This window comes from Stratiformator vulcanicus, assembly GCF_007744515.1.
Lineage (GTDB): Bacteria > Planctomycetota > Planctomycetia > Planctomycetales > Planctomycetaceae > Stratiformator > Stratiformator vulcanicus.
This window is the reverse complement of record NZ_CP036268.1, coordinates 2,384,115-2,406,699: the sequence shown is the minus strand read 5'-3', so window position 1 is coordinate 2,406,699 and position 22,585 is coordinate 2,384,115. Positions and strand designations below refer to the sequence as shown.

At 58.6% G+C, this 22,585-nt stretch carries 15 protein-coding genes; 9 read left to right on the top strand and 6 right to left on the bottom strand.

Going from position 1 to position 22,585, the window contains the following annotated elements:
• Positions 1-203 precede the first annotated feature (203 nt).
• The 3 genes from dnaG to Pan189_RS09435 all read left to right on the top strand — a co-directional run bounded on the left by dnaG (position 204) and on the right by Pan189_RS09435 (position 4,687).
• Complete coding sequence (dnaG, locus tag Pan189_RS09445) at positions 204-2,081, top strand: DNA primase (RefSeq protein WP_310821291.1); 1,878 nt, start codon at positions 204-206, stop codon at positions 2,079-2,081.
• A 51-nt stretch (positions 2,082-2,132) separates the two neighbouring features.
• On the top strand, positions 2,133-3,785 hold the full coding sequence (rpoD, locus tag Pan189_RS09440; RefSeq protein ID WP_145363674.1) for an RNA polymerase sigma factor RpoD: 1,653 nt from the start codon (positions 2,133-2,135) through the stop codon (positions 3,783-3,785).
• A gap of 176 nt (positions 3,786-3,961) precedes the next feature.
• Positions 3,962-4,687: a ThuA domain-containing protein gene (locus Pan189_RS09435; RefSeq protein ID WP_145363673.1), complete on the top strand. Its 726-nt coding sequence runs from the start codon at positions 3,962-3,964 to the stop codon at positions 4,685-4,687.
• Positions 4,688-4,885: 198 nt separating this feature from the next.
• On the opposite strand, the gene hrpA is transcribed toward Pan189_RS09435, so the two are convergent.
• The 3 genes from hrpA to Pan189_RS09420 form a co-directional block, all read right to left on the bottom strand.
• Positions 4,886-8,836, bottom strand: a complete 3,951-nt coding sequence (hrpA, locus tag Pan189_RS09430) for an ATP-dependent RNA helicase HrpA (RefSeq protein WP_145363672.1) — start codon at positions 8,834-8,836, stop codon at positions 4,886-4,888.
• An 80-nt stretch (positions 8,837-8,916) separates the two neighbouring features.
• Complete coding sequence (locus Pan189_RS09425) at positions 8,917-9,792, bottom strand: ZIP family metal transporter (protein WP_145363671.1); 876 nt, start codon at positions 9,790-9,792, stop codon at positions 8,917-8,919.
• A gap of 438 nt (positions 9,793-10,230) precedes the next feature.
• Complete coding sequence (locus Pan189_RS09420; RefSeq protein ID WP_145363670.1) at positions 10,231-11,415, bottom strand: 3-dehydroquinate synthase; 1,185 nt, start codon at positions 11,413-11,415, stop codon at positions 10,231-10,233.
• A 255-nt stretch (positions 11,416-11,670) separates the two neighbouring features.
• Between Pan189_RS09420 and Pan189_RS09415 the strand changes: the two genes are divergently transcribed.
• Together Pan189_RS09415 and Pan189_RS09410 are read left to right on the top strand one after the other, a co-directional pair.
• Positions 11,671-12,429 carry an SDR family NAD(P)-dependent oxidoreductase gene (locus Pan189_RS09415; RefSeq protein ID WP_145363669.1) on the top strand — a complete coding sequence of 253 codons (759 nt, stop codon included), beginning with the start codon at positions 11,671-11,673 and terminating at the stop codon, positions 12,427-12,429.
• An 11-nt stretch (positions 12,430-12,440) separates the two neighbouring features.
• A complete protein-coding gene (locus Pan189_RS09410; protein WP_145363668.1) occupies positions 12,441-13,991 on the top strand; it encodes a cryptochrome/photolyase family protein in 1,551 nt (516 codons plus the stop codon).
• Between the two features lie 3 nt (positions 13,992-13,994).
• On the opposite strand, the gene Pan189_RS09405 is transcribed toward Pan189_RS09410, so the two are convergent.
• A complete protein-coding gene (locus Pan189_RS09405) occupies positions 13,995-14,759 on the bottom strand; it encodes an HAD-IIB family hydrolase (protein ID WP_310821289.1) in 765 nt (254 codons plus the stop codon).
• 222 nt (positions 14,760-14,981) lie between these two features.
• Here Pan189_RS09405 and purE point away from each other — a divergent pair, with 222 nt between their 5' ends.
• Together purE and Pan189_RS09395 are read left to right on the top strand one after the other, a co-directional pair.
• Entirely contained in the window at positions 14,982-15,485 is a 504-nt protein-coding gene (gene purE / locus Pan189_RS09400) for a 5-(carboxyamino)imidazole ribonucleotide mutase (protein ID WP_145363666.1), read from the top strand.
• Positions 15,482-16,624 carry a 5-(carboxyamino)imidazole ribonucleotide synthase gene (locus Pan189_RS09395; RefSeq protein WP_145363665.1) on the top strand — a complete coding sequence of 381 codons (1,143 nt, stop codon included), beginning with the start codon at positions 15,482-15,484 and terminating at the stop codon, positions 16,622-16,624. The genes purE and Pan189_RS09395 overlap by 4 nt, the downstream gene beginning before the upstream one ends.
• Before the next feature lie 379 nt (positions 16,625-17,003).
• Here the strand turns inward: Pan189_RS09395 and Pan189_RS09390 are convergent, their stop codons facing one another.
• Complete coding sequence (locus Pan189_RS09390; protein ID WP_145363664.1) at positions 17,004-17,273, bottom strand: hypothetical protein; 270 nt, start codon at positions 17,271-17,273, stop codon at positions 17,004-17,006.
• 109 nt (positions 17,274-17,382) lie between these two features.
• Complete coding sequence (locus tag Pan189_RS09385; RefSeq protein WP_145363663.1) at positions 17,383-17,874, bottom strand: hypothetical protein; 492 nt, start codon at positions 17,872-17,874, stop codon at positions 17,383-17,385.
• Between the two features lie 21 nt (positions 17,875-17,895).
• On the opposite strand from Pan189_RS09385, the gene Pan189_RS09380 reads away from it, so the two are divergent.
• Positions 17,896-19,143: an efflux RND transporter periplasmic adaptor subunit gene (locus tag Pan189_RS09380; protein WP_145363662.1), complete on the top strand. Its 1,248-nt coding sequence runs from the start codon at positions 17,896-17,898 to the stop codon at positions 19,141-19,143.
• A gap of 144 nt (positions 19,144-19,287) precedes the next feature.
• Positions 19,288-22,482 (top strand): efflux RND transporter permease subunit, encoded by a 3,195-nt coding sequence (locus Pan189_RS09375; RefSeq protein ID WP_145363661.1) that lies wholly within the window; start codon positions 19,288-19,290, stop codon positions 22,480-22,482.
• Positions 22,483-22,585 lie beyond the last annotated feature (103 nt).

The window sequence follows — 22,585 nt, the reverse complement described above, 5'->3', positions numbered from 1 at the left end:
GCTTGACCCGGCGGCTGTGGGTTGTAGGTTTGATCTGCGGGGATGCACGAACTCCTGCGGCAGGAACTGATCAAACGTCGGCTTGACTTGGCCCGTTTAATCGTTGTGAGCCGCGAAGGTCGACCTCGGGAGCGTTCCCGGGTTAGCCGAGGGAGTCGATCCGCCCTGCTCGCACCCTGAGATCACGCTGCTGCGGAGCGCCTGTGTCGTCGTCGGATGAATTTAAAGAGCTGGTCCGTTCCCGGACCAGTATTGTCGAGGTGGTCGGTGATTCGGTCACGCTGTCGCCGCGGCGCGGTGGAGCCGAATATGTCGGGCTCTGTCCGTTTCACGACGACCACAATCCTTCGATGCACGTCTATCCCGATCGGCAAAGCTTTCGCTGCTGGGTGTGCGATGAGGGGGGCGACGTCTTCAGCTTCGTGATGAAGCATGACGGGCTCGACTTCCGCCAGACGCTCGAACAACTGGCTGAGCGAGCCGGGCTGGAGATGCCCAAGCGGTCGGCTGGCTACAGCAACAACTCGTCCGGGACCGGCTCCTCCGACAAGAATCGCCTGTTCGCTGCTGCGGCCTGGGCCGAGCGCGAGATGCATCAGTGCTTCCTGACCGGGGCTGAAGGCCGAATCGCCCGAGATTACTGCGCGGGCCGCGGCATCACGTCGGAGATGATCGACCGATTCAAGATCGGTTATCACCCCAATGATTGGTCGTGGCTGCTCGACCGGGCGAAGGGTAACTTCACACACGAGGAGCTATTCGCGGCCCGACTGGTGCGTGAAAAGAGCCAAGGGAACGGTTATCGGGATGATTTCGTCGGTCGGCTGATGTTTCCGATTCGCGACGAACGGGGGCGCGCCGTTGCATTTGGGGGACGTGTCCTGCCCGGTCAGGACTACGGTCCGGCCGGGGATGCAAAATATCTCAACAGCCCGGAAGGGGTTCTGTTCAAGAAGAGTCAACTCCTCTACGCACTCGATGCCGCTCGCGATGCGATTCGGGCATCTCGGCCGAAAACGGCGCTAGTGATGGAAGGCTACACGGACTGCATCGCGGCCCATCAGGCTGGCTATCAAAATGCGGTCGCACCGCTGGGCACCTCACTGACAGAGCAGCACGTTTCTGTGCTGAAACGTTTCGCCGAGCGGGTCGTGCTGGTCTTCGACGGAGACGACGCGGGGCTGAGTGCGGCCCATCGCGCTTTGGAAAAATTTCTAGCCCAGGATGTCGATCTTCGCATTCTCACGCTCCCTGAGGGACTAGACCCGGCCGATTTTCTTGCGAAAGATGATGTAGACAAGTCGTTTAAGTCGCTAATCGAACAAGCACCGGATGCATTGCAGTTCCGGCTCAACGAGGCGCGGCGAACTCACGGGCTGGATACCGCTCTCGGTCGGACACGCATCGCAGACGACGTGCTGTCGACGTTGGCGGCTGCCGGCAATCCCGACCCCGGTCGGGTGAACGGAATACTGAGCAAACTGTCTGATCTGTTGATGATCGGTGATGGCGAACTGCGAACCCAGTTATCACGGCTGCGAGGCAATCAGCCGACGCCGCGTGGTGGCTCGGGGCGACCTCATTTCGAAGCGAAAAGTTATTCGCGTCACGAACGCGTGGAGCGAGATTTGCTTGGCGCTGTGATGATGTTTCCGGAACACTTTGGTTACGTTGCCGGCGAGATCGGCAGCGATGATTTTCAGTCCGAGCCGATGGCTCGATTGTTTGACTATTGCCGCGATGTGTCGGAAATCCACGGCCCACCGGCGTACGATTTGCTGATCAGCAAAGCACAACCTGATCTCGTGAGTTTGATCGTTTCGATTGACTCTGAGATACGAACGAAGACACTGTCCGGCCCGACCGAACGGTCGACCCCCGGCAGTAATAACCCCCGCCCCGAGTTCCTGAGTCGCGCGGTCGAATTGATCAAGAGACGCCGACAGGACCAAACGTTTGAGCGATCCCGCGGGCAGATCGCGCAAAAACGGGCTGAAGACGGAGATGTTCTCGACGACCAGATGAAGCAACTGCTGCGTCGAGCACACGAAACGATTTCCGTCCGTCATGTCCGCAATTAATTGACCTACCCCTTGTTTGATGCCGAGCCTTTCCCTCGGAGGAGCCCGCGCGTGCACCGCCTTGACGACACACTTGACCAGCTCATCGACACTGCCAAAGAGCAGGGTTTTTTGACCTATACCCAGGTCAATGCCTACCTGCCCGATGAAGCATTGAATCCAGAAAAGCTCGATAACCTCCTGATGTGTTTGGAGGAACTCGAGATGGAAATCATGACCGAGCGGGAGGCCGGTCTCCCCGAAGAGGTCAAGAAAAAGAAGTCGACGCGCAAGCCGCGCGACCTCGCCGCCGAAGAGGCGACGCGAAAGATCGACGACCCCGTGCGGATGTATCTGACGCAGATGGGCGAAATCCCGCTGCTGACCCGCGAAGAGGAAATCTCGCTCGCCAAGAAGATCGAAGTCACCCGCAAGCGGTTCCGCCGGGCGCTCCTGGAGAGCGACTACGCGATGCAGACCGCGATCGACATTTTGAAGAAAGTACACAACTCGGAATTACCTTTTGACAGAACCATCAAGGTCAGCATGACCGAGGGACTGGAAAAAGAGCAGATTACCGGCCGGATGCCGCACAATCTGACCACGCTCGACGTGCTCTATCAGAAGAACCTCGCCGACTTCGCGGTCATCATGGACCCCGAAACGCCCAAGGCGGAGCGGCAGGAGGCTCAAGCCCAGTTGACCGTGCGTCGCCGCAAGATGACCACGCTGGTCGAAGAATTAAGCCTGCGAACCCAACGGCTGCAGCCGTGTCTGCGTCGGATGGAGCAGATCTCGCAGCGGATGCAGGAACTGGTCGCCCGCATCAAGAGCCTGCGAAATCTCAAGAGCGCCAAAGACGAGAAGGCCAATCTGCAGAAAGAACTCGACGACCTGATGCGGATGACGCTCGAAACGCCCGAGACGATCAAGCATCGCGTCGAACTTGTCGACGTTCGCTTTCAGTCGTACGAGCAGGCGATGCGAGACCTTTCGGGCGGTAACCTCCGACTCGTCGTCTCGATCGCCAAGAAGTACCGCAACCGCGGGCTGTCGTTCCTCGACCTCATCCAGGAAGGCAACACCGGCCTGATGCGTGCGGTCGACAAATACGAGTACCGCCGCGGTTACAAGTTCAGCACCTACGCGACATGGTGGATTCGCCAGGCGATCACGCGAGCCATCGCCGACCAGGCCCGTACAATCCGCATCCCGGTCCACATGATCGAGACGATGTCGAAACTGCGGAAGGTCGCCAAGGCCCTGCTGCAGGAGAACGGACGCGAGCCGACCGTCGAAGAGACCGCCGAAGCGGCCGAGGTCAGCATCGAAGAAGCTCGCCGGGTGATGAAGATTCACCGGCAGCCGATCAGCCTCGACCGACCGGTCGGCGAGTCGGAAGACAGCTACTTCGGCGACTTCATCGAAGACCACTCTTCCGACAGCCCCGTTAACGCGGCGACTCAGGAGATGCTCAAAGACAAGATCGACAGCGTGCTCAAAACGTTGACGTATCGCGAGAGGGAAATCATCAAGCTGCGTTACGGCCTTGGCGACGGCTACACCTACACGCTCGAAGAGGTCGGCCGCATCTTCAAGGTTACCCGCGAGCGTGTGCGGCAGATTGAGGCGAAAGCCGTTCGCAAGCTGCAGCATCCTGTCAGAAGCAAGCAGCTCAAGGGCTTTCTCGACGGCATCGCAGCCGCTGTGACAGCTTCGAACTGATCACGCTTTTTCCTCGCCACATATTGAAGCCCACGGGTCGTAGCCCGTGGGCTTTTTTATTGGAGATTTTCAGCGCTGGGCTTTGGCAAGCAACAATTGGAGTTGATGGACATTGACCCGCTCGGGCCGGGCGGGCAGGATGAGCCGGCACCAAACGAGCCGGAGACTGGGATTCAATGAGTGAACCAACGCGAGTGCTGATCTGGAACGAGTACCGCCACGAGCGGGAGCGGCAGGAAGTTCGGGACATCTATCCGGACGGTATCCACGGGCAGATCGCCGGCGGTATCGCTTCCGACGACCTCGACATCCGCACGGCAACCTTGGACGAGCCGGAACAGGGGCTAAGCGAAGAGGTGCTCGACTGGGCCGATGTCGTCGTCTGGTGGGCGCATCTCGCTCACCTTGAAGTCGAGGAAGAGATTGTTCAGCGGGTGCATCAACGCGTCCTTTCCGGGATGGGATTTGTCGCGCTGCACTCGACTCATGATTCGAAAATCTTCAAGCGACTGCTCGGCACAAGCTGCTCACTCAAGTGGCGTGAGGCGAACGAGGCGGAGATCCTCTGGAACCTGCAGCCCAGTCACCCGATTTGCCGAGGAATCGGCGAGCGGATCGAACTCGATCATGAAGAGATGTACGGCGAGCGGTTCGACGTCCCCGAGCCGGAAGAGTTGCTATTTCTATCATGGTTCCAAGGAGGCGAAGTCTTTCGCAGCGGCTGCACATGGCGGCGCGGCCACGGTCGGATCGTCTACTTCCGCCCCGGCCACGAAACACATCCTACCTACTATAACGAATCCGTATTAAGAGTGATCGGCAACGCCGTGCGGTGGGCAAAGCGAACTATGAATCTGCCGACCGAATGCACGAACCCCGATCCGGTCCGCTCTATCACTTAAGACTTGCCCGTCCGCGTGCCCCGTAGCAGCGATCATCCTGCGCCAATTGGCAGGAGTGCAGATCGCCATAAGCCGCGAGTTCGAAAGAACCGCGGACCGATCATGGGGGAACGCTACGTCGCTCTGATACTCAGAGATCGGAGCGCACGACACTTTAATTGTGTCGCGGCCAAGTGACCCGATTGCAACGTGTGACGTCTACCCCACACTTCGCCTCGCCGCTTCAAATTGCTCATCGAGCCGGGCCGCCGAAATCTTAATCGCAGTTCCTAGTTGCTGCGCAAATAGCGAAATGCGAAACTCTTCGAGCATCCAGCGAAACTGCACCAACGGGCCCGGTATCGCCGAATGCTTTGAGACATTCGAGCTGAGGCCGGCGAATTTTTTTAAGTAAGGCCTTAATTGCTCGAACATCTTCTGATCGCGGGACAGTCCGCCACCTTGCAGCCGTGCGTGTCTTGCTCGGATTCCCTGCAAATATCGCGGGAACTGCTGCAACCATGCCCAAGGCGTATTGAGCAAAAAGTCTCCCTCGAATAGTTCTTTGAGCTGCCGCTGCATGTCGTCGACCGCAGGAGCGAGCATCGGCGGGCACTGCTTATCAAGCGGCTTGCGAGTGTCCGGCAGGCCGGCGCAAATCGCCGCGAAGACCGTGCCGACTTCCTGTGCGGCAACCCCGAGCCGTTCCCGAGCGAGATCCGCACGCTGAGCAAACTGCTGCTCGTCCCGCGGAATTCCCGACTCGGCGAAGAAGGCGCGATCGGCAATTAATTCTTCCAATTGCCGCCGGACTTCGCCCGCCTTCGCGAAAGGCGAAAGTGTCATTAAGTGCCGATCGACGTTCGGTAGATGGTCGACCTGTCCCCGGACCCGTTTGCCGTGTTTAAGTAGGAACAGCCGCCGCAACCCAGCCCGAATCGTTGCCGCGGCTTCCTGCGGCGTCTCGGCGAGACGCAGATCAACTCGATCGCCGCGGTCAATTAATGTCGGAAACGCCTGCAATTCGAAGTCGCCATGTGACGTTGTCACCGTCGGCGGCAGCGGCCCGAAGTCCCACTGAGTCAGCCCGTCGCGGTGCCACTTCGCATCACGAACCGGCTGCCCCGATTGCTTCGGTTGCTCGGTCGCATTCAGTGACGGGCCGCGCTGCAACGCGGCAATGTCCCGCCCCGTCGCAATCGTGTTGCCCTCCGCATCGACGACGCGGACGTTCATCCGCAGGTGCGTCGGCAATCGATCCGCATCGAATTGCGGCGCGGCGATCGGTTCACCGGAGAGTCGCGTCAGCTCTTTTGCGACGAGGTCCTCGAAGTTGCCGTGACCGAATTTGAGCCGACCAACGACTTCCTTCGCGGTCTCCGGCACCGGGACGAATCGCGTCCGCAATGACTTTGGCAGTGTGCGGGTCAGCGCTTCGACCTTCTCTGTCACAAGGCCGGGGACGAGCCAGCCGAGCCGGTTCGGCGGTACCTGCCCGAGCATCCCCCGCGGCACGACGAGCGTCACGCCGTCTTCTTCAGCCCCCGGCTCCAAGTGATATTCCAGCGGGAGGCGGACCTGTGCGATCGTGAGCCCATCGGGAAACGCCTCCAGCGAAGGTTCGTCGCTCTCCTCGGCGATGACATCACTCCGCCGCATTGAAAGCCGGGCCTTCTCGTTCTCCGCCGCCTTCTTCCACCACTTGTGCAGCGAGGCGAGATCGAACACGTCATGCGGCAGCCGCTCATCGTAGAACTGAAAGCGGTCCGCCTCACCGCGAAGCAATTCGACCCGCCGCGACTTCGACACCTGCTCCTCGGCTTCGGCCCGCAGTTTCCTGTTCTGCACAATGAACGACAGCTCGGCTTCGAGTTCCTCTTCGACGAGCCCGTGCTGAACGAAGAGGGTTCGGGCCGCGGGCATGTCGATCGGGCCGAAGCGGACCCGTCTCCGCGGAATGATCGGCAGGCCGAGCAGCGTGACCCGCTCGTTACAGAACACGGTCCCCTGCTCCGCGTCCCAATACGGGTCACTGTGCGACTTCTTAACGAGGTCGCCAGCGATCGGTTCGATCCACGCCGGATTAATGCGGGCACAAACACGGGCGTAACGTTTCGCCGTTTCAATTTGTTCTGCCGAGACGACCCACTTGGGTTTCTTCTCGATCAACCCCGAACCCGGCCACAGCCAGACGGTATGCCCGCCCGCGGACTGATATTCGTTCTTGCGTTCCTTGTCCTGTTTAAGGGCGACGTTCGTAAGTAGTCCGGTTAGCAAAGCGCGATGGATCGCATCGTAGTCCTCCCGCTTCGAACTCTTTTTGCAGCCACACTCGTCCGCCAGTTCTCGCAATTGGCGAAAGACGTCGGTCCACTCGCGGAGGCGGTTATAAGAAAGGAAATTCTTCTGGCAGGCCCGCCGAAGCCTCGACTTTGAAAGGTCGTCTTTAAGCTTGTGATAAAACTCCCACAGCTTCAGATAGCTGATGAAATCGGAGTCGGTGTCCGCGAACTTCTCATGCTGCTGATCGGCGGCCTGTTGCTTGTCGACAGGGCGCTCCCGCGGGTCTTGAATCTCCAAAGCCGCGGCGATGATCAATATCTCGTGCAGACAGCGTTCGTCGTTGCCGGCGAGGACCATCCGCCCGATTCGCGGATCGACCGGCAATTTGCCGAGGGTCCGGCCGATGTCGGTGATCTGGTTTTCGGCGTCGAGGGCGCCGAGTTCGTACAACGTCGCATATCCGTTGCGAATCGCGCCCGGCTTCGGTGACTCGAGAAACGGAAAGCTCTCGACGTCGCCGAGCCCGAGCATCTTCAGCTGCAAAATCACCGACGCGAGGTTCGTTCGCAGAATCTCCGGCTGCGTATAGTCCTCGCGGTTCTCATAGTCTTCCTCGGAGTACAACCGGACGCAGACGCCCGGCCCGACACGGCCGCAGCGGCCCTTCCTCTGGTCGGCCGATGCCTTGGAGACCGCCTCGATCGGCAGCCGCTGCACACCCGACCGCGAACTGTACCTACTGATCCTCGCCGTCCCCGTGTCAACGACATATCGGATGTGCGGCACCGTCAGCGAACTTTCGGCAACATTCGTGGCGATCACGATCCGCCGGTGCGGATGTGTCTGGAACACCCGGCTCTGCTCGGCCGCGGAGAGTCGTCCATAGAGCGGTAGAATTTCGGTCGTCGCGCCGGAATAGTCCCCCGGCAGTGTTTTCCCACGCAGGCGTTTGGCCGCATCGCGGATGTCGCGCTCCGTCGGCATAAAAACCAGCACGTCGCCGTTCCCTTCGCGGCAAACCTCCTCAACGGCTTCGAGCATGTTCTCCGTCGGATCAGGCTCGGCATTGTCTTCGCTGTCGGAGACCGGTGGCCGATAGCGAACCTCGACCGGATAGGTCCGTCCCGAGACCTCAACGACGGGCGCCGGCTTGCCGTCGGTGCTGAAGTGTTCCGCAAAACGCTCGGCGTCGATCGTGGCTGAGGTGATAATCACCTTCAGCTCGGGCCGCTTTGGCAACAGCGACTTCAAATAGCCGAGCAGAAAATCAATATTGAGCGACCGCTCGTGGGCTTCGTCGATGATCAGCGTGTCGTACTGGTTGAGCAGCCGGTCCCCCTGAGACTCGGCGAGCAAAATGCCGTCGGTCATCAGCTTGATGTAAGTCGACGGTTTGGTCGCATCGGCGAAGCGGACCTTAAAGCCCACCGCGTCGCCAACGGGGACGCTCATTTCTTCTGCGATGCGAGTTGCAACCGATCGCGCCGCAATCCGCCGCGGCTGCGTGTGGCCGATCATGCCGTCGACGCCGCGTCCCATGTCGAGGCAGATCTTCGGGAGCTGCGTCGACTTACCGGAGCCTGTCTCGCCGCAGATCACGACGACCTGATTTTCGCGAATGGCCTGCGCGATCTCTTCGCGTCGCTCCAGGACCGGGAGGTCGTCACCGAACTTGATCTGCGGTTTCGACTCGACCCGCTTGGTCCGCAGTTCGACGCTGCGCTTGAGGTCGCGGGAAAATCGCTTGAGGTTGCGATCGAAGGGTTTCCCCGCCGACTGGGCCTTCTTCATCGACCGCAGTTTGCCGCGCAGCCGACCGCGATCACCGGGCATTGCCTCGGCGATTTGACGCTGAAATTCTTCGAGTTCGTCAGTGGTATCGGACATCAATTCCGTTTAGCCGCGACCGACAGGGAGCGTTACGTTATCAATTTGCGGTCGTTCCGCGGCTCGTTTGCCAGCGTCAGTCATGCCCCGAACACGACCTCGGCCGATGCCCCCGCCGCGTGCGAGCCGTGGGCGAAGTATTCGATCGCGTACGCCACCAGCACACCCCCGATGAGCGCGAGGGTCAGTTTGATGCGGTCGTGGCTGTGAAACTCCAGTTCGGGCAGGACATCGCTCAGGGAGATGCACAGGAACACCCCCGCGCTGAAGGCAAGGGCGTACCCGGTGACGAGCTGCGTCGTCTCGCCGTTCGATGTCACCCCCGCCAGAAACGCGAACGCACCAAGAGGACAAATCACGGCATACAGCAGGTTCACGATCAATTGTGATTTTGCCGATCGCCCGGAGGCCAGCATCAGCGAGCGGATCGACAGCGCGTCGAGCGGCTTGTGGGCTGCGATGGCGATGAACGTTCCCAGCGCGGCCATCCAGACCGCGCTGCCGGAGGCCGCCCGGACCGCTGCGCCAAGGGCGACGCCATCAATCAGCGAATGGACCGACAGCCCGAACAGCATGCCCGCCCACGAACTGTCAGACAGGGCCCGCGGATCGCAATGGTGGCCCTCCAGCCCGCCATCGTGATCGTGGGCGTGCGGGTCTTCGGTATCGTCAACCGCGATTTCGTGCGTGTGAAAGTGAAACGCCCGCATCAGCACGAACAGCGTCACTAGTCCGCACGCGACACCAATCCCCACGCGGTCGGCCCGACCGATCAGGGCAAACGAATGCGGCCAAAGCTGGAACAATGCGACCCCGAGCATCAGCCCGCCCACCGCGCTCATGATGATCTGCATTCGCGTGTGCGAAATGCGGACAAAGCTCGGCAGCGCTCCGCCACAGAACGACAGCACGGCGATCGTCGCGCCGTAAATGACGGCGACACTCCAATGGTCCATGTGGTCGGGCGGCAATGGTGGCGGGCGGGACGGGCGAATCGGGCATCATAACGAACGCCCATCCGGCGATGTAGGGTGCGGCCGGGTCAAATCCCATCACGAGCACACGACAAGCCGAGGTTCCTGTGAACCGCGGACCGAGCGCGAGGACACATCGCGAGAACACCTTCCCGCCTCACCCCACGCTCCAGCCGCACTTCACAAGAAGTACGGCTTGTTGGCAAATTACATTTCAAGCCACCTTACAAGCCGCGCACGAAGTAAGCGGATAACGCGGGGCTTTTAGATGCATCGATCCGCTTACTACGTGCGCGGCTTGTCAACCACACGACAAGCCGAGGTTCCTGAGAACCGCGGGCTGAGCGCGCGACGGAATCCCGACCTCTCAAGGGCGTGTCGCGCCGCGCTCGATCCGCACTTCACAGGGAGTGCGGCTTGTTATCGGGCGTGGACTTTCGAGCCCCCGGCAACGACTCTAACCCGCTCGATTGCTTCGGTCATTGCCCCGCGGTCGATTTCGTGGACGTTGATCGGGCGGCCGACGCCGTCGAGCATCGTGATGGTGAGCCGGCCGCCGAGGTGTTGGCGGAATTGCTCCAAACCTTCAAATAGCAGCCCCGTCTCACTGAGCATTGGATGAGACAGCGGGAGGCCGAGGTCCTGGAGGCAGTCGAGGACGCGATTCGCATCGGTCTCGCTCAGGCCGTGCTTGAGCGACGAATAGACCGTGTCAATCGCGACGCCGATACCGACCGCTTCGCCGTGGCTGACGGCGAAGTCGGTCATCACTTCGAGCTTGTGGGCCGACCAGTGCCCGTAGTCGAGCGGCCGGGCTTCGAGGGCTTCAAAGGGGTCGCCGCCACGGGTGATGTGCTTGAGGTGCCACACGGCTGAGTCGCGGATGATCGGCCGCGCCACCTCCATGTCCCGCTCGCGGATTGCTGCAGCTCCCTCGCAAACCCGATCGAAGAACGCGGCATCTTTGAGCAGGGAGACCTTCACCGCCTCCGAGAACCCGGCGACGAATTCGCGGTCGGGCAGCGTGCTCAACAGGGCTTCATCGTTGATCACAGCCCATGGCACCGCGAAGGTGCCGATCCAATTTTTCTGCCGGAACAGGTTGACGCTGTTCTTCACACCGACGCCCGAGTCGCCTTGGGCGAGGGTTGTCGTAGGCAGGCGAATCAGCCGGATCCCACGGTGCGCGATGGCCGCCGCGAAGCCGACGGCGTCGAGCACCGCCCCGCCGCCGATGACCACGACGTAGCTCCGCCGATCGAGGTCAGCGGCGTTCATGCACTTGAGCATCCGCTCCAGAATGTGAATGTCATTCTTAACCGCCTCGCCCCCAGGGACGAATTGCACATTGCCGGTGGCGATGACTCGATCGCTGTGCCGTTCGCCGAACAATTCGAGTCTCTGCTCCAACCCGGGATTGGCCGCAGCAACGTCTTCATCGACCCAGAACTGCACACGTGGCGTCTTACCTTCAGAACCTTCGAGCAGATCGAGCAGTACGTGCTCGTCGCTGCCGAGCACGTCCGCGGTGAATCGGAGGCGATGCTGGAAAGGAACGGAGAACGAAACGTCGATTTGCGGCGCGTCGAAAACGGGGTCGCTCATGGAGTCCTGCGAAAATTGGCGGGTCGTCGCGGTGGGTCGTCGTGATGCATCATCGATTTTGGATATGTTACGCCCGCTCGCGGGGAATGGCGAGCCAGCGGTTTGCCACGATTGGCGAAAGTTACAAGGTGGTCGTGTCGTAGCAATCACGATGTCACATCCGGTGAATCCCCGAGGTTGAAGGATCAGCCGACGCAACTACAACGATCTGTACGCAAAGACGCTTTCGGTTCGAACATCTGACAGGGCGGCTCCATGGCTGAGCAAACACGAGCGAATTTTGTCATTCTTGGCGCAACCAGCGACATCGGTGGGCACGTGCTACAGTCGCTGACTGCGGACGGCCACCAGTTCTTTCTGGCCGGGCGCGATGAGCAACGAACGTCGGATGTCGCCAGCAATTACGATGCTCCTTTCACCACTTTCGATGCGACCAATGCCGACTCAGTCGCAGCGGTCTTCGACCAAGCAAAAGAGCAATTCGGCGAGGTTCACGGAGCCGTCAATTTGGTCGGATCGATCAAGCTCAAGCCGGCGCACCTGACGACGCCCGATGAGTGGCGTGAGGCGATGGAGATCAACGCCAACTCGGCCTTCTTCACCGTGAAAGCGGCCACGCAGGCGATGAAGAAGACGGGAGGCTCGATCGTGCTGATGTCGTCCGCGGCCGCCCGGACCGGATTGCCGAGCCACGAGGCAATAGCGGCGGCGAAGGGAGCGGTGATCGGTCTCACATTGGCCGCGGCGGCCAGTTACGCGTCTAAGAACATCCGGGTGAACTGCGTTGCACCGGGGATGGTGAAGACGAAGCTGACCGAGCGGATTTGGTCGGTTGATAGCCAACTGGAAGCTTCTCAGGCAATGCACCCACTCGGCCGAATCGGTCGTCCCGAAGACATTGCGGCAGCGATCTGCTGGTTCCTCGATCCCAATAATGATTTCGTCACCGGCCAAGTGCTCGGCATTGACGGCGGGCTGGGAAGTATCGCACCGCGAGTGACTCAAAAGGCATAGGACTACAATCGGTGCGAAACTTAATTCTGATTCTCGGCGATCAACTCGACGCCGATTCCTCCGCGTTCGATGATTTTGATTCCGAACAAGACGCCGTCTGGATGGCGGAGGTCGAAGAAGAGACGTCCTACGTTTGGTCTCATAAGCTCCGCATCGCCTTTTTCTTTAGCTGCATGCGGCACTTTCGCGACTATCTTCGCGAAAGAGACATCGAAGTCCATTACCAAGAGTTAACGCACCGCCGGTCGGATGACCGCGGCAAAGATTTCCAGACGGTTCTTCGCAAGGACATCTACAATCTACGGCCGCAAAAGTTAATCGTTACCCGGCCGGGCCATTATCGAGTTCTGCAGAATCTTGAAGATCAAGCCGAAGAGTCCGGGCTTGAAATTGAGATCCGACCGGACCGGCACTTCTATTGCGACGTGGATGAATTCACCGAGTATGCCGACGGCAGAAAGTCTTTGCTGCTCGAAACGTTCTATCGGCAAATGCGAAAGAAGCATGATGTCTTGATGACCTCAAGTGGTGACCCCGAGGGAGATAATTGGAATTTCGACGAAGATAACCGAGAAGTCTTCGGTAAGCAGGGGCCGGATAACCCCACTCCGCCGCATCGCTTCCGGCCCGATGATTTAACTCAGGAAGTCTTAGAATTGGTCGAGAAGCGTTGGAGTGATCATCCCGGCTCGCTCAACAACTTCACATTGCCGGTCACAAGGCCGCAAGCACTGCAGATGCTGCGAGACTTCATCGATCATAGCCTGCCGAAGTTCGGCACCTTTGAAGACGCGATGTGGACCGACGAGGCTTTTCTCTATCACTCGCGGCTTTCCGCAATACTCAACGTGAAACTTTTAAACCCGCGCGAGTGCGTGGAGAAAGCCGTTGAAGCATATCATTCGGGCCATGCCGAGCTGAACAACGTCGAAGGATTCGTGCGCCAACTCATCGGCTGGCGCGAATTCGTCCGCGGCATCTATTGGCTGAAGATGCCCGATTACGCGGAAAAGAACGCGCTTTCGGCGACGAGGGATTTACCGAAGTTCTTCTGGGACGGCCAGACCGATATGAATTGCGTCCGTCACGCGATGCAGCATGTGTTAGATCATGGTTACACGCATCACATCGAGCGGCTCATGGTGCTGGGGAATCTGTCTTTAATGTACGGGGCGGACCCGTACAAATTTCACGAATGGCACATGGCGATGTACCTCGACTCGGTCGATTGGGCATCGCTGCCGAACACGCTCGGCATGAGTCAGTACGGTGATGGCGGAATTGTGGGCACGAAGCCTTATTGCTCAACGGGAAAATATATCAAGCGGATGAGCAACTATTGCGAGGGCTGCCGATATCGACCGGAAGTGGCTCACGGAGACGAAGCCTGTCCGTTCACCACGTTTTACTGGGACTTTCTCACGCGGAGCGAGAAGAAGCTCGCAAACAACAACCGCATGGCGTTGCAACTGAAGAATATCGACCGCAAACGGGACAAGGGCGAACTCGGCCCAATTCGCGAGCATGCCAAACACTTAAGAGAAAGCTGGGCCAAGCAGTGATGCTCAGGCAGTCTTAATCGGCAGCACGCCGAAAAACTCAAGACCCTGCTCCACGCCCGCCGCATAAGGCAGACCGGCTTGATAGACCGACTTCGCATCGGCGGCTTCGGCGAGGGCAATTAATTCGGGCTGGGCATTGGCCACGACAATTCCCCGGTCGAAGTGATGAAACATCGCGGAATCATTCCCCGTGTCTCCGGCGACGACGACGTTTTCGTGAGAACGACCTAAATGCTGGAGCAGGAACGCAATCGCCTTCCCCTTGCCCGATGATGCGGGCAGGATGTCGAGGTCACGCCCGCTGGAGTAAATGACCATGTAGCGATCGTCCGCCCGCGCAGCCCGCTCCGCGATCATCGCCGCGGTTGCATCGGGGTTCGGGCACTCGTCGACGAAGCAACTTGTTTTCAAGTCGGTATTAAATTCGTGTGGTTGCATCTGCAGTCCCGGAATGCCATCGAGAAACGATTCCGCCTCAGCGCGGGAGTATTCGCTGAGAAGTTTCGTCCGCCATGATTCGAGCGACGCGCTTTCTTGATTCGGCTCGAGATAGATTTCGGTCCCAACCTGACAGATCACCGCGTCCGGAATCGGCAAGCCCTCCGTCTCGGTGCCGTCAATGACTTGATCGAGTCGGCGGCCGGTGCAGTAGATCAGCAAGAGGCCTCCTGCGTTGCGGAGTACGTCCAAGCGATTGGCGAGTCGATCGAGCGATTCGCGGCTGCCGACGAGGGTGCCGTCGATGTCTGAAGCCAGCGTCCATTTCACGGCGATACCCTTTGTGCCTTTTGTCTCACAGAACTTTTGTCTCACAGTGCTGTTCGCCCCGCGGTTTGGGCGGGGAAACCCTAACAAAATGAGACCGCGATGCGCAACAGACACGGTCTGATCTCCAACTTCGGTCCGACGGATTCCTTTCTCATTCGGCCGGATCGGTGTATCAAGGGAAAAACCTTCGCGAATTGACCCGCACGTGACGAAGCTGGATTTATGAACAAACCGCAAACCGATGAAAATCCGCTTGTTGGCGTGATTATGGGCAGTCGGTCCGACTTGGAAACCATGCAAGCCGCGGCAAAGATTTTGGAGGGGTTCGGCGTTGCACACGAAGTTCGAATCGTGTCGGCACACCGCACTCCCGACTGGATGAACGAGTACGCAAAGACGGCGCGCCAGCGCGGCTTGAAGGTAATCATCGCCGGGGCGGGAGGCGCTGCACATTTGCCGGGAATGGTCGCGGCTCAGACCACTCTGCCGGTGTTGGGCGTTCCGGTCCAAAGCAAGACGCTAAGCGGGCTCGACTCCCTGCTTTCCATCGTGCAGATGCCCGGCGGCGTTCCCGTTGGAACCCTCGCGATCGGGACTGCGGGAGCGAAAAATGCCGGGCTGCTCGCGGTTCGAATTCTGGCAACCAACGACCAGGCTCTCGCCGACCAACTGAGCGAATACAACGAACGACAGACGCAAGCCGTGTTGGAGGACTCTCACGGATGAGCAGTCCGATCCTCCCCGGAGCAACCCTCGGCGTGCTCGGAAGCGGCCAATTAGGTCGAATGTTTGCGATCGCGGCCCGGCAGATGGGCTATCGCGTTGCGGTTTACTCTCCGTCCGATGACACGCCGACCGGCCAAGTCGCCGACATCGAAATCAAAGCCGACTATTCCGATCTCGAGCGGGTCGAGAAATTTGCGAAGTCGGTCTCGGTCGTCACGTTTGAATTTGAGAACGTGCCGTCCGAAACCGTCGCGGCCTGTGAGCGTTACTCGCCGGTTCGCCCCGGTGGGAACGTGCTGCACGTCGCGCAGCATCGCATCCGAGAGAAGTCAACGCTCCGCGATGCAGGCTTACCGGTAACCCCTTTCGCCGCCGTGCGATCGCTGAGTGAACTCGTAGCGGCCGCGAGTGAACTGATGCTGCCCGCGATCCTGAAGACGGCCGCATGGGGCTATGACGGCAAGGGCCAGCGCCGGATTGAAACTGCGGATGAGCTTGCTGCCGCGTGGGAAGACCTTGCGACCGACGAAGCGATTCTGGAAGCGTTCGTCCCGTTCGAAAAAGAAGTCTCGGTCGTCGGGGTCCGCGGAGCGGGCGGCGACTTCAAAGCCTTCGGCCCGATCGAAAACGATCACCAGAATCATATTCTCGACCTATCGACGTACCCCGCCAATGTCTCACCGGAGGTAGCTGAGGACGCGCTGCAAATCACCCGATCGGTGTTCGAAACGCTGGACGTCGTGGGCGTGCTGTGCGTGGAGTTCTTCCTCACCGGAGACGGCCGCCTGCTGATTAACGAACTCGCCCCGCGACCGCACAATTCGGGACACCTGACGATCGATTCCTGCGCCACGAGCCAATTCGAGCAGCAGGTGCGGGCGGTTTGCGGCTTGCCGCTCGGCTCGGTCGAGCAACTTCGTCCCGCGGCAATGGCGAACCTGCTCGGCGATCTATGGTCGGGCGGAGAGCCGAATTGGGCCGCGGCGCTCGCGCAGTCCGAAGTCAAACTGCATTTGTACGGCAAAAGTGGGCCCCGTCCCGGCCGCAAAGTTGGGCACCTGACAGCGCTAGCCGAAACGGCATCGCGGGCGGCCGAAATCGCCACGTCGGCGCGTCAATCACTGCTTCGCCGCACTTGAAGCCCGGCGAATAGTCCATCTCTTTTGGTCGATTCCCTGTCGATCGGACAGTGCAGTCACTTCGTGGCGGCTGCGTGCCGTCGTGCTTTCAGTCTCGAGTGAATTCAAATCCCGCGTAAGAAGGGATGGACCGACCGGCTCGGCATTGATAGAACTTTGAGTAAGGGATTCCGATCGGAATGCCGCGCTACGCCATTGAGCAGGTTGGAATGTTTCAATCGCTTGTCAGCTTATTGACCATCGCTGCGATGGGCCTCCAAGCACTTTTCGGGTGCTGTGGGCATCATTCGCACGGAGCCGAAGCGGCCCACGATGTGGGCGTTGACACACAACAGACAAGCAAAGCTGCTCTGATCCGAACTGCGTCACACAGTTCGGATCATGCTGATGAACAGATCGCGTTCCACGGCAGCGATGACGAAACGGGCGAAGCGCCACATTCCCCATTCGAACCCTGTGACGGATGTTGCTGTTCAGACTTTGTGGGATTGCGTGCTTCGACGACTTGCCGGCTCTCGAACTCTTTGACAGACGTTTCGAAGTCCGTCTGGTTCGCGACCGCTTCGACCGGCTTGACAGAGAACGGTCGGCTCCGCGAAACCTGCTTTGACCGATCGATCTCCGGCAGTCCGCCCGCGATTCGGATCATGCAGCGGGTTTGGCGACTGTAATCGCCCCTGCGCCAAAGTTGATTTACCGCGATGAATGCGCCTCGCGCTTTCGCTTCACCGCGACGAGCTTGATTGCGCGTCCTCGCATCACCGATGCCCGTCGGTTCTTTCGGCAGCGCTGAGCGTTACTGAGCACTTCCTGCGATGCGGCTGTTGTCTTTCACAGCGCCCGCGCGGAGTCCGTTTATTCAATCTGAGGTCGCTCTGGCGATGAAAACAAATATCACTGCGGTTCGACTCTCTCGTTTCCTCTTGGCAATCGCAGTCTGCGTTGTTCTGGCCGCGTTCTTCGTTCCGAGTGTGCATTCGGGCGTCAGCGGGATCATAGCGTCGCTGCGGAGCAGCCCCGCATCCATGGACGATGACCATCACGACGATGACCATCACGACGATGACCATCACGACGATGACCATCACGACGATGACCACCACGACGATGACCACCACGACGATGACCACCACGACGATGACCATCACGACGATAACCATCACGCCGAGCATGATCACCACGACCATGCGCACGGTGATCATGACGACCATCACTTTGATGATCACCACGACGAGCCCGAATTCTCCCACATCGAATTAAGCCCCCAGGCGATGCGGAGCATCGGTTTGACGGGTGACGCACTTCAGAACGTCGAGCTGACCACGTTCCGCCGCTCGATCTCGGTACCAGCCGTCATCGCCGAACGCCCCGGGCACTCGCGGGTAACGATCGCAACCCCACTGACCGGCGTTATTGAGAAGGTGCATGTCCTTGAAGGGCAAGCGGTTGAACCGGGAACGTTAATGTTTGAGGTCCGATTAACCCATGAAGACTTAGTTCGAACGCAAACTGAATTCCTGCGGACCCTTGGCGAATTGGACGTCGAGCAGCGAGAAATTAATCGACTCGAAGTCGTCACTCGAAGCGGAGCCGTCGCCCGCAAACTGCTGTTGGAAAGCGAGTACGAGCAGGCCAAGTTAAGAGCGATACGCGATGCCCAACGAGAGTCCCTTCGCCTGCATGGTCTCTCTGAAAAACAAGTAACGCAAATTGAAGATAGTCGACGGCTCCTCAAAGAGCTGCAAATTTTTGCCCCGGCCATTGATGGCCACGGCGCCGAAAAATTTGATTTCGCAGACTCACGTCCCGCAAGCGAAGGCGTTGAATCGATTCCTAAGATACGAACCGCCGCCCTTTCCGAATCCGTTCACTTTGGACCGCTCGTCCTGAAGACGATGCGTATTCAGCCGGGAGAGGCCGTGCAAGCGGGCCAGACGCTGTGCGACCTGGCGGACTACGACCTGCTCTACATTGAAGGCCACGCGTTCGAACAGGACGTCGCGGCAATCAGAGCCATCGCGGGGCAAGGTTGGCCGGTGGAGGCCGTGTTTGAAAACGCGGGCCGTGAACGCGAAATCATTCATGATCTTCCATTCGCCTACCTTGCCAACGAGGTCGATCGTGACGAGCGGACATTAAAGTTCTACGTCCGATTGCCGAATGAAATTACGGCTGACCGCTCAGTCGACGGCAAGCGATATATCGAGTGGCGGTACGTTCCGGGACGGCGAATCGAACTCCGTGTGCCGATCGAACAATGGGAAAATCAAATCGTCCTGCCGGCCGACGCGGTCGCGCGCGACGGCGTTGAATCATTCGTCTACCGACAGGAAGGCGATGAATTCGAACAAATCCCCGTCACCGTCATGTTCAGAGATCAAATGACAGTGGTGATCGCCAACGATGGCTCGATAAACCCCGGTGATATCGTCGCCGGTTTAGGCGCCCATCAACTGCATTTGGCGATTGAGAATCAATCAGGCGGCGGGGTCGACCCGCACGCCGGCCATTCTCATTAAGAATTAGCACAGTGAAGCTCCGCTGCGCTGAACCTCTGCAAGACCTACCGGTGACACATTCGAGCGAGCTCTTAAATGTCTCGCATCAATTGAGCGGTATCCACCCCGACTGAAAATCGGCGCTTTGCCGCGGAGGACTGAACAATTCTCAATTCAATTATCCGTTTCTCATTGCAGCAGCGATTACTCGTAATCGCGATTGCCCTGCTGGTCGTTGCCGCCGGCACATGGGCCTCATTTCGAGTACCGGTCGACGTCTTCCCAAATTTGAACCGACCTCGCGTCGTCATTATGACCGAAGCGCCGGGCCTTGCTCCGGAAGAAGTCGAATCGCTCGTAACCTTTCCGATCGAAACGGCCGTCAACGGAGCGAGCGGCGTCGAAGTGGTTCGCAGTTCCTCGGGCGTCGGCATTTCAATCATTTACGTCGAGTTCGGTTGGGGGACGGACATCTTTACTGATCGACAAATCGTGGGCGAGCGGCTGCAATTGGTGCAAGATCGCCTGCCCGAAGGCGTGAAACCGTCACTTGCTCCGATCTCTTCAATTATGGGACAGATCGTGATGCTGGGGATGTGGGATGACGGGTCTGCCGTCGATCCGATGGAGTTGCGCACTCTTGCCGATTGGGTCGTCCGGCAACGCCTGCTGACGATTTCCGGAGTCTCTCAAGTCTTTACGATGGGGGGCGAACGCAAGCAATTTCAGGTCCTCGTTGATCCGAATGCGCTCCTCCGCCTCGGCGTCACGCTACATGAAGTAAAAGAAGCCGTTCGCGGAAGTAATTTAAATGCAACTGGCGGATATCTCGACGATCAAGGGCCGAATGAATTTCTGGTGCGAGCGCTCGGTCGAATTCAGACCACCGAAGACCTAAACAAGGTGGTCGTGGCAAAACGGAACGGACGCCCAATTTCGCTCGAGCAGCTCGCTCAGATTAAGACCGGTCCACAAGTTAAACGCGGCGACAGCTCGGCATTCGTTTGGAACGAAGGCGGCGACATTAGCGGCGGACCGGCGGTCGTCCTGACAATCAACAAACAACCGGATGCCGACACCCGACGAGTGACCGACGAGATTCTCGCCGCTGTCGAGGACCTAAAAACGACGCTTCCCGCCGGAGTCAGAGTCGAACCGCTCTATTCACAAAAGCTATTCATCGACCGAGCGGTGGAGAACGTCCTCGAAGCATTGCGCGACGGAGGCATTCTGGTTGTGATCGTGTTGTTCTTATTCCTGATGAATATTCGCACGACATTTATCACGCTGACCGCGATTCCGCTGTCATTGTTCGTGACCGCCATCGTGTTCGCCGTGTTCGGTATGTCAGTCAATACGATGACGCTCGGCGGCCTCGCTGTCGCCATCGGAGAACTGGTCGACGACGCGATCGTCGACGTCGAAAATATCTTCCGCCGATTAAAAGAAAATCGCCGTGCCCAGACTCCGATCAATCCCTTGCTCGTGGTTTTCCGAGCGAGCGTCGAAGTCCGCAACTCCATTGTATTCGGGACCGCGATCGTCATTTTGGTGTTCGTCCCACTGTTCGCTCTCTCGGGGATGGAGGGCCGCCTCTTCGCCCCGCTCGGGATTGCCTATATCGTTTCGATCCTATCTTCGCTGTTCATTTCGCTCACCGTCACACCGGTCCTGTCTTACTGGCTGCTTGGAAAGCAAAAGCTGTCCGATTCCGAACGCGACGGGCCGCTTCTTCGAGTCTTAAAATGGTTCGGCGGCAAGATCATCAGATTCAGCCTCCGGTTCCCGGCTCTGAATCTGACAGCGATCGCCTGTCTTGTCGGAATCGCGGGCCTGTTTCTGGTCAATCTCGAGCGAGATTTCTTGCCACCATTCAATGAGGGAACGATTCAGGCAAACGTGGTCCTGCCGCCCGGAACGTCACTCGAAACGTCTCAGTCGATTGCCCGCCAGGTGGAACAGCAGCTTCGGGAAGTCGAAGACGTCACACGATTCGTCAGGCGAACCGGCCGGGCTGAGTTAGATGAACATGCCGAGGGCGTGAATACGAGCGAAATCATTATTGAACTTGATCCGGAGTCGAAGCGCCCACGCGAGGAACAACTCGAGGACGTGCGCAAGGCCCTCGATGCGGTCCCTGGCGTCGCCACTGCTGTCGAACAGCCGCTGGCCCATTTAATTTCACACATGCTCTCAGGAATTAAAGCGCAAATCGGAATAAAACTCTATGGGGATGAGCTGACCGTGCTTCGCAAAGAAGCCGAGAAAATGGAGCATGCCATTGAAGAAATCGATGGAGTCACCGACATTCTTGTCGAACCTCAGGTGATTATCCCGCAGCTCCGGCTCGAACTTGATCGAGACAAGCTTCTCTTCTATGGCCTGTCGGCTCAAGAAGTGAACGATGTCATTAAGACGGCTATGCAGGGTCAGGTCGTTTCCGAAGTGTTGCTGGGCCAGCGCACGTTCGACCTGCTCGTGCGTCTAAAAGAAGACTATCGAGAGGACCTACAGAAACTGCGCCGCCTTACCCTTCGTCTCGACGACGACAGTCGGATTCCACTCGAAGCGGTTGCAAATATTTATGAGTCGGGCGGGCCGAACACGATCAACCGAGAGAATGTGCGACGGCGAATCGTCCTCCAATGCAACGTGACCGGGCGCGGCGTTGTCGATGTCGTCGACGAAATCAAAGCACAACTCAATCCGTTGGTTCAATCACTCCCGCCAGGATATTTTCTCGAATATGGCGGTCAGTTTGAAAGCGAGCAATCGGCATCCCGTATGATCGGAGCGTTGTTCTTAATATCGCTTGTGGGTGTGTTCCTGGTGCTCTACACGATGTTTCGCTCTATCAATTTATCGTTACAAGTGATGGCGGCGCTTCCCATGGCGTTCATCGGTTCGGTGACCGCATTGGTTGTGACAGGGCAAACAATGACCGTCGCAGCCATGGTCGGCTTCATCTCGCTAGCCGGAATCGCCTCACGAAATGGGATCCTTCTACTAAACCACTATCTTCATCTCGTGAAATATGAGGGTGAAGATTGGACGAAAGAAATGATTTTACGAGCCGGTCTTGAACGTCTCGCGCCGGTCTTTATGACAGCGCTCACATCGGGACTGGGACTTGTGCCGCTCGTGCTTGCGGCAGGTGAACCGGGTAAGGAAATACTATATCCGGTCGCAACCGTGATCCTAGGAGGACTCATCAGTTCCACCCTGCTCGACTTCTTCGTTCATCCCGCCCTGTTCTGGACGATCGGCATGAAAGAAGGAGAGCGAGTCGTTAAGGAGTCACAATCCGAGGTTTCACTTATCGAGGAAGAAAGCGTCGAAAATCAAGTCGAGGCAATCTGACACCATTGACGTGGGGCCGAGTTTTTCGATTGCCACGCACCGAACGCTCACGAGCCGATTAAACACCGACCGACTTTGTTAAGGTTATCAAAGCGAGACGCCT

Coding starts and splice junctions, on each gene's coding strand:
- hrpA (WP_145363672.1), bottom strand. CDS start 8,836: ATGTCCGATACCACTGACGAACTCGAAGAATTTCAGCGTCAAATCGCC.
- Pan189_RS09435 (WP_145363673.1), top strand. CDS start 3,962: ATGAGTGAACCAACGCGAGTGCTGATCTGGAACGAGTACCGCCACGAG.
- purE (WP_145363666.1), top strand. CDS start 14,982: ATGAACAAACCGCAAACCGATGAAAATCCGCTTGTTGGCGTGATTATG.
- Pan189_RS09420 (WP_145363670.1), bottom strand. CDS start 11,415: ATGAGCGACCCCGTTTTCGACGCGCCGCAAATCGACGTTTCGTTCTCC.
- Pan189_RS09390 (WP_145363664.1), bottom strand. CDS start 17,273: ATGATCCGAATCGCGGGCGGACTGCCGGAGATCGATCGGTCAAAGCAG.
- Pan189_RS09380 (WP_145363662.1), top strand. CDS start 17,896: ATGCGGAGCATCGGTTTGACGGGTGACGCACTTCAGAACGTCGAGCTG.
- Pan189_RS09415 (WP_145363669.1), top strand. CDS start 11,671: ATGGCTGAGCAAACACGAGCGAATTTTGTCATTCTTGGCGCAACCAGC.
- Pan189_RS09425 (WP_145363671.1), bottom strand. CDS start 9,792: ATGGACCATTGGAGTGTCGCCGTCATTTACGGCGCGACGATCGCCGTG.
- Pan189_RS09395 (WP_145363665.1), top strand. CDS start 15,482: ATGAGCAGTCCGATCCTCCCCGGAGCAACCCTCGGCGTGCTCGGAAGC.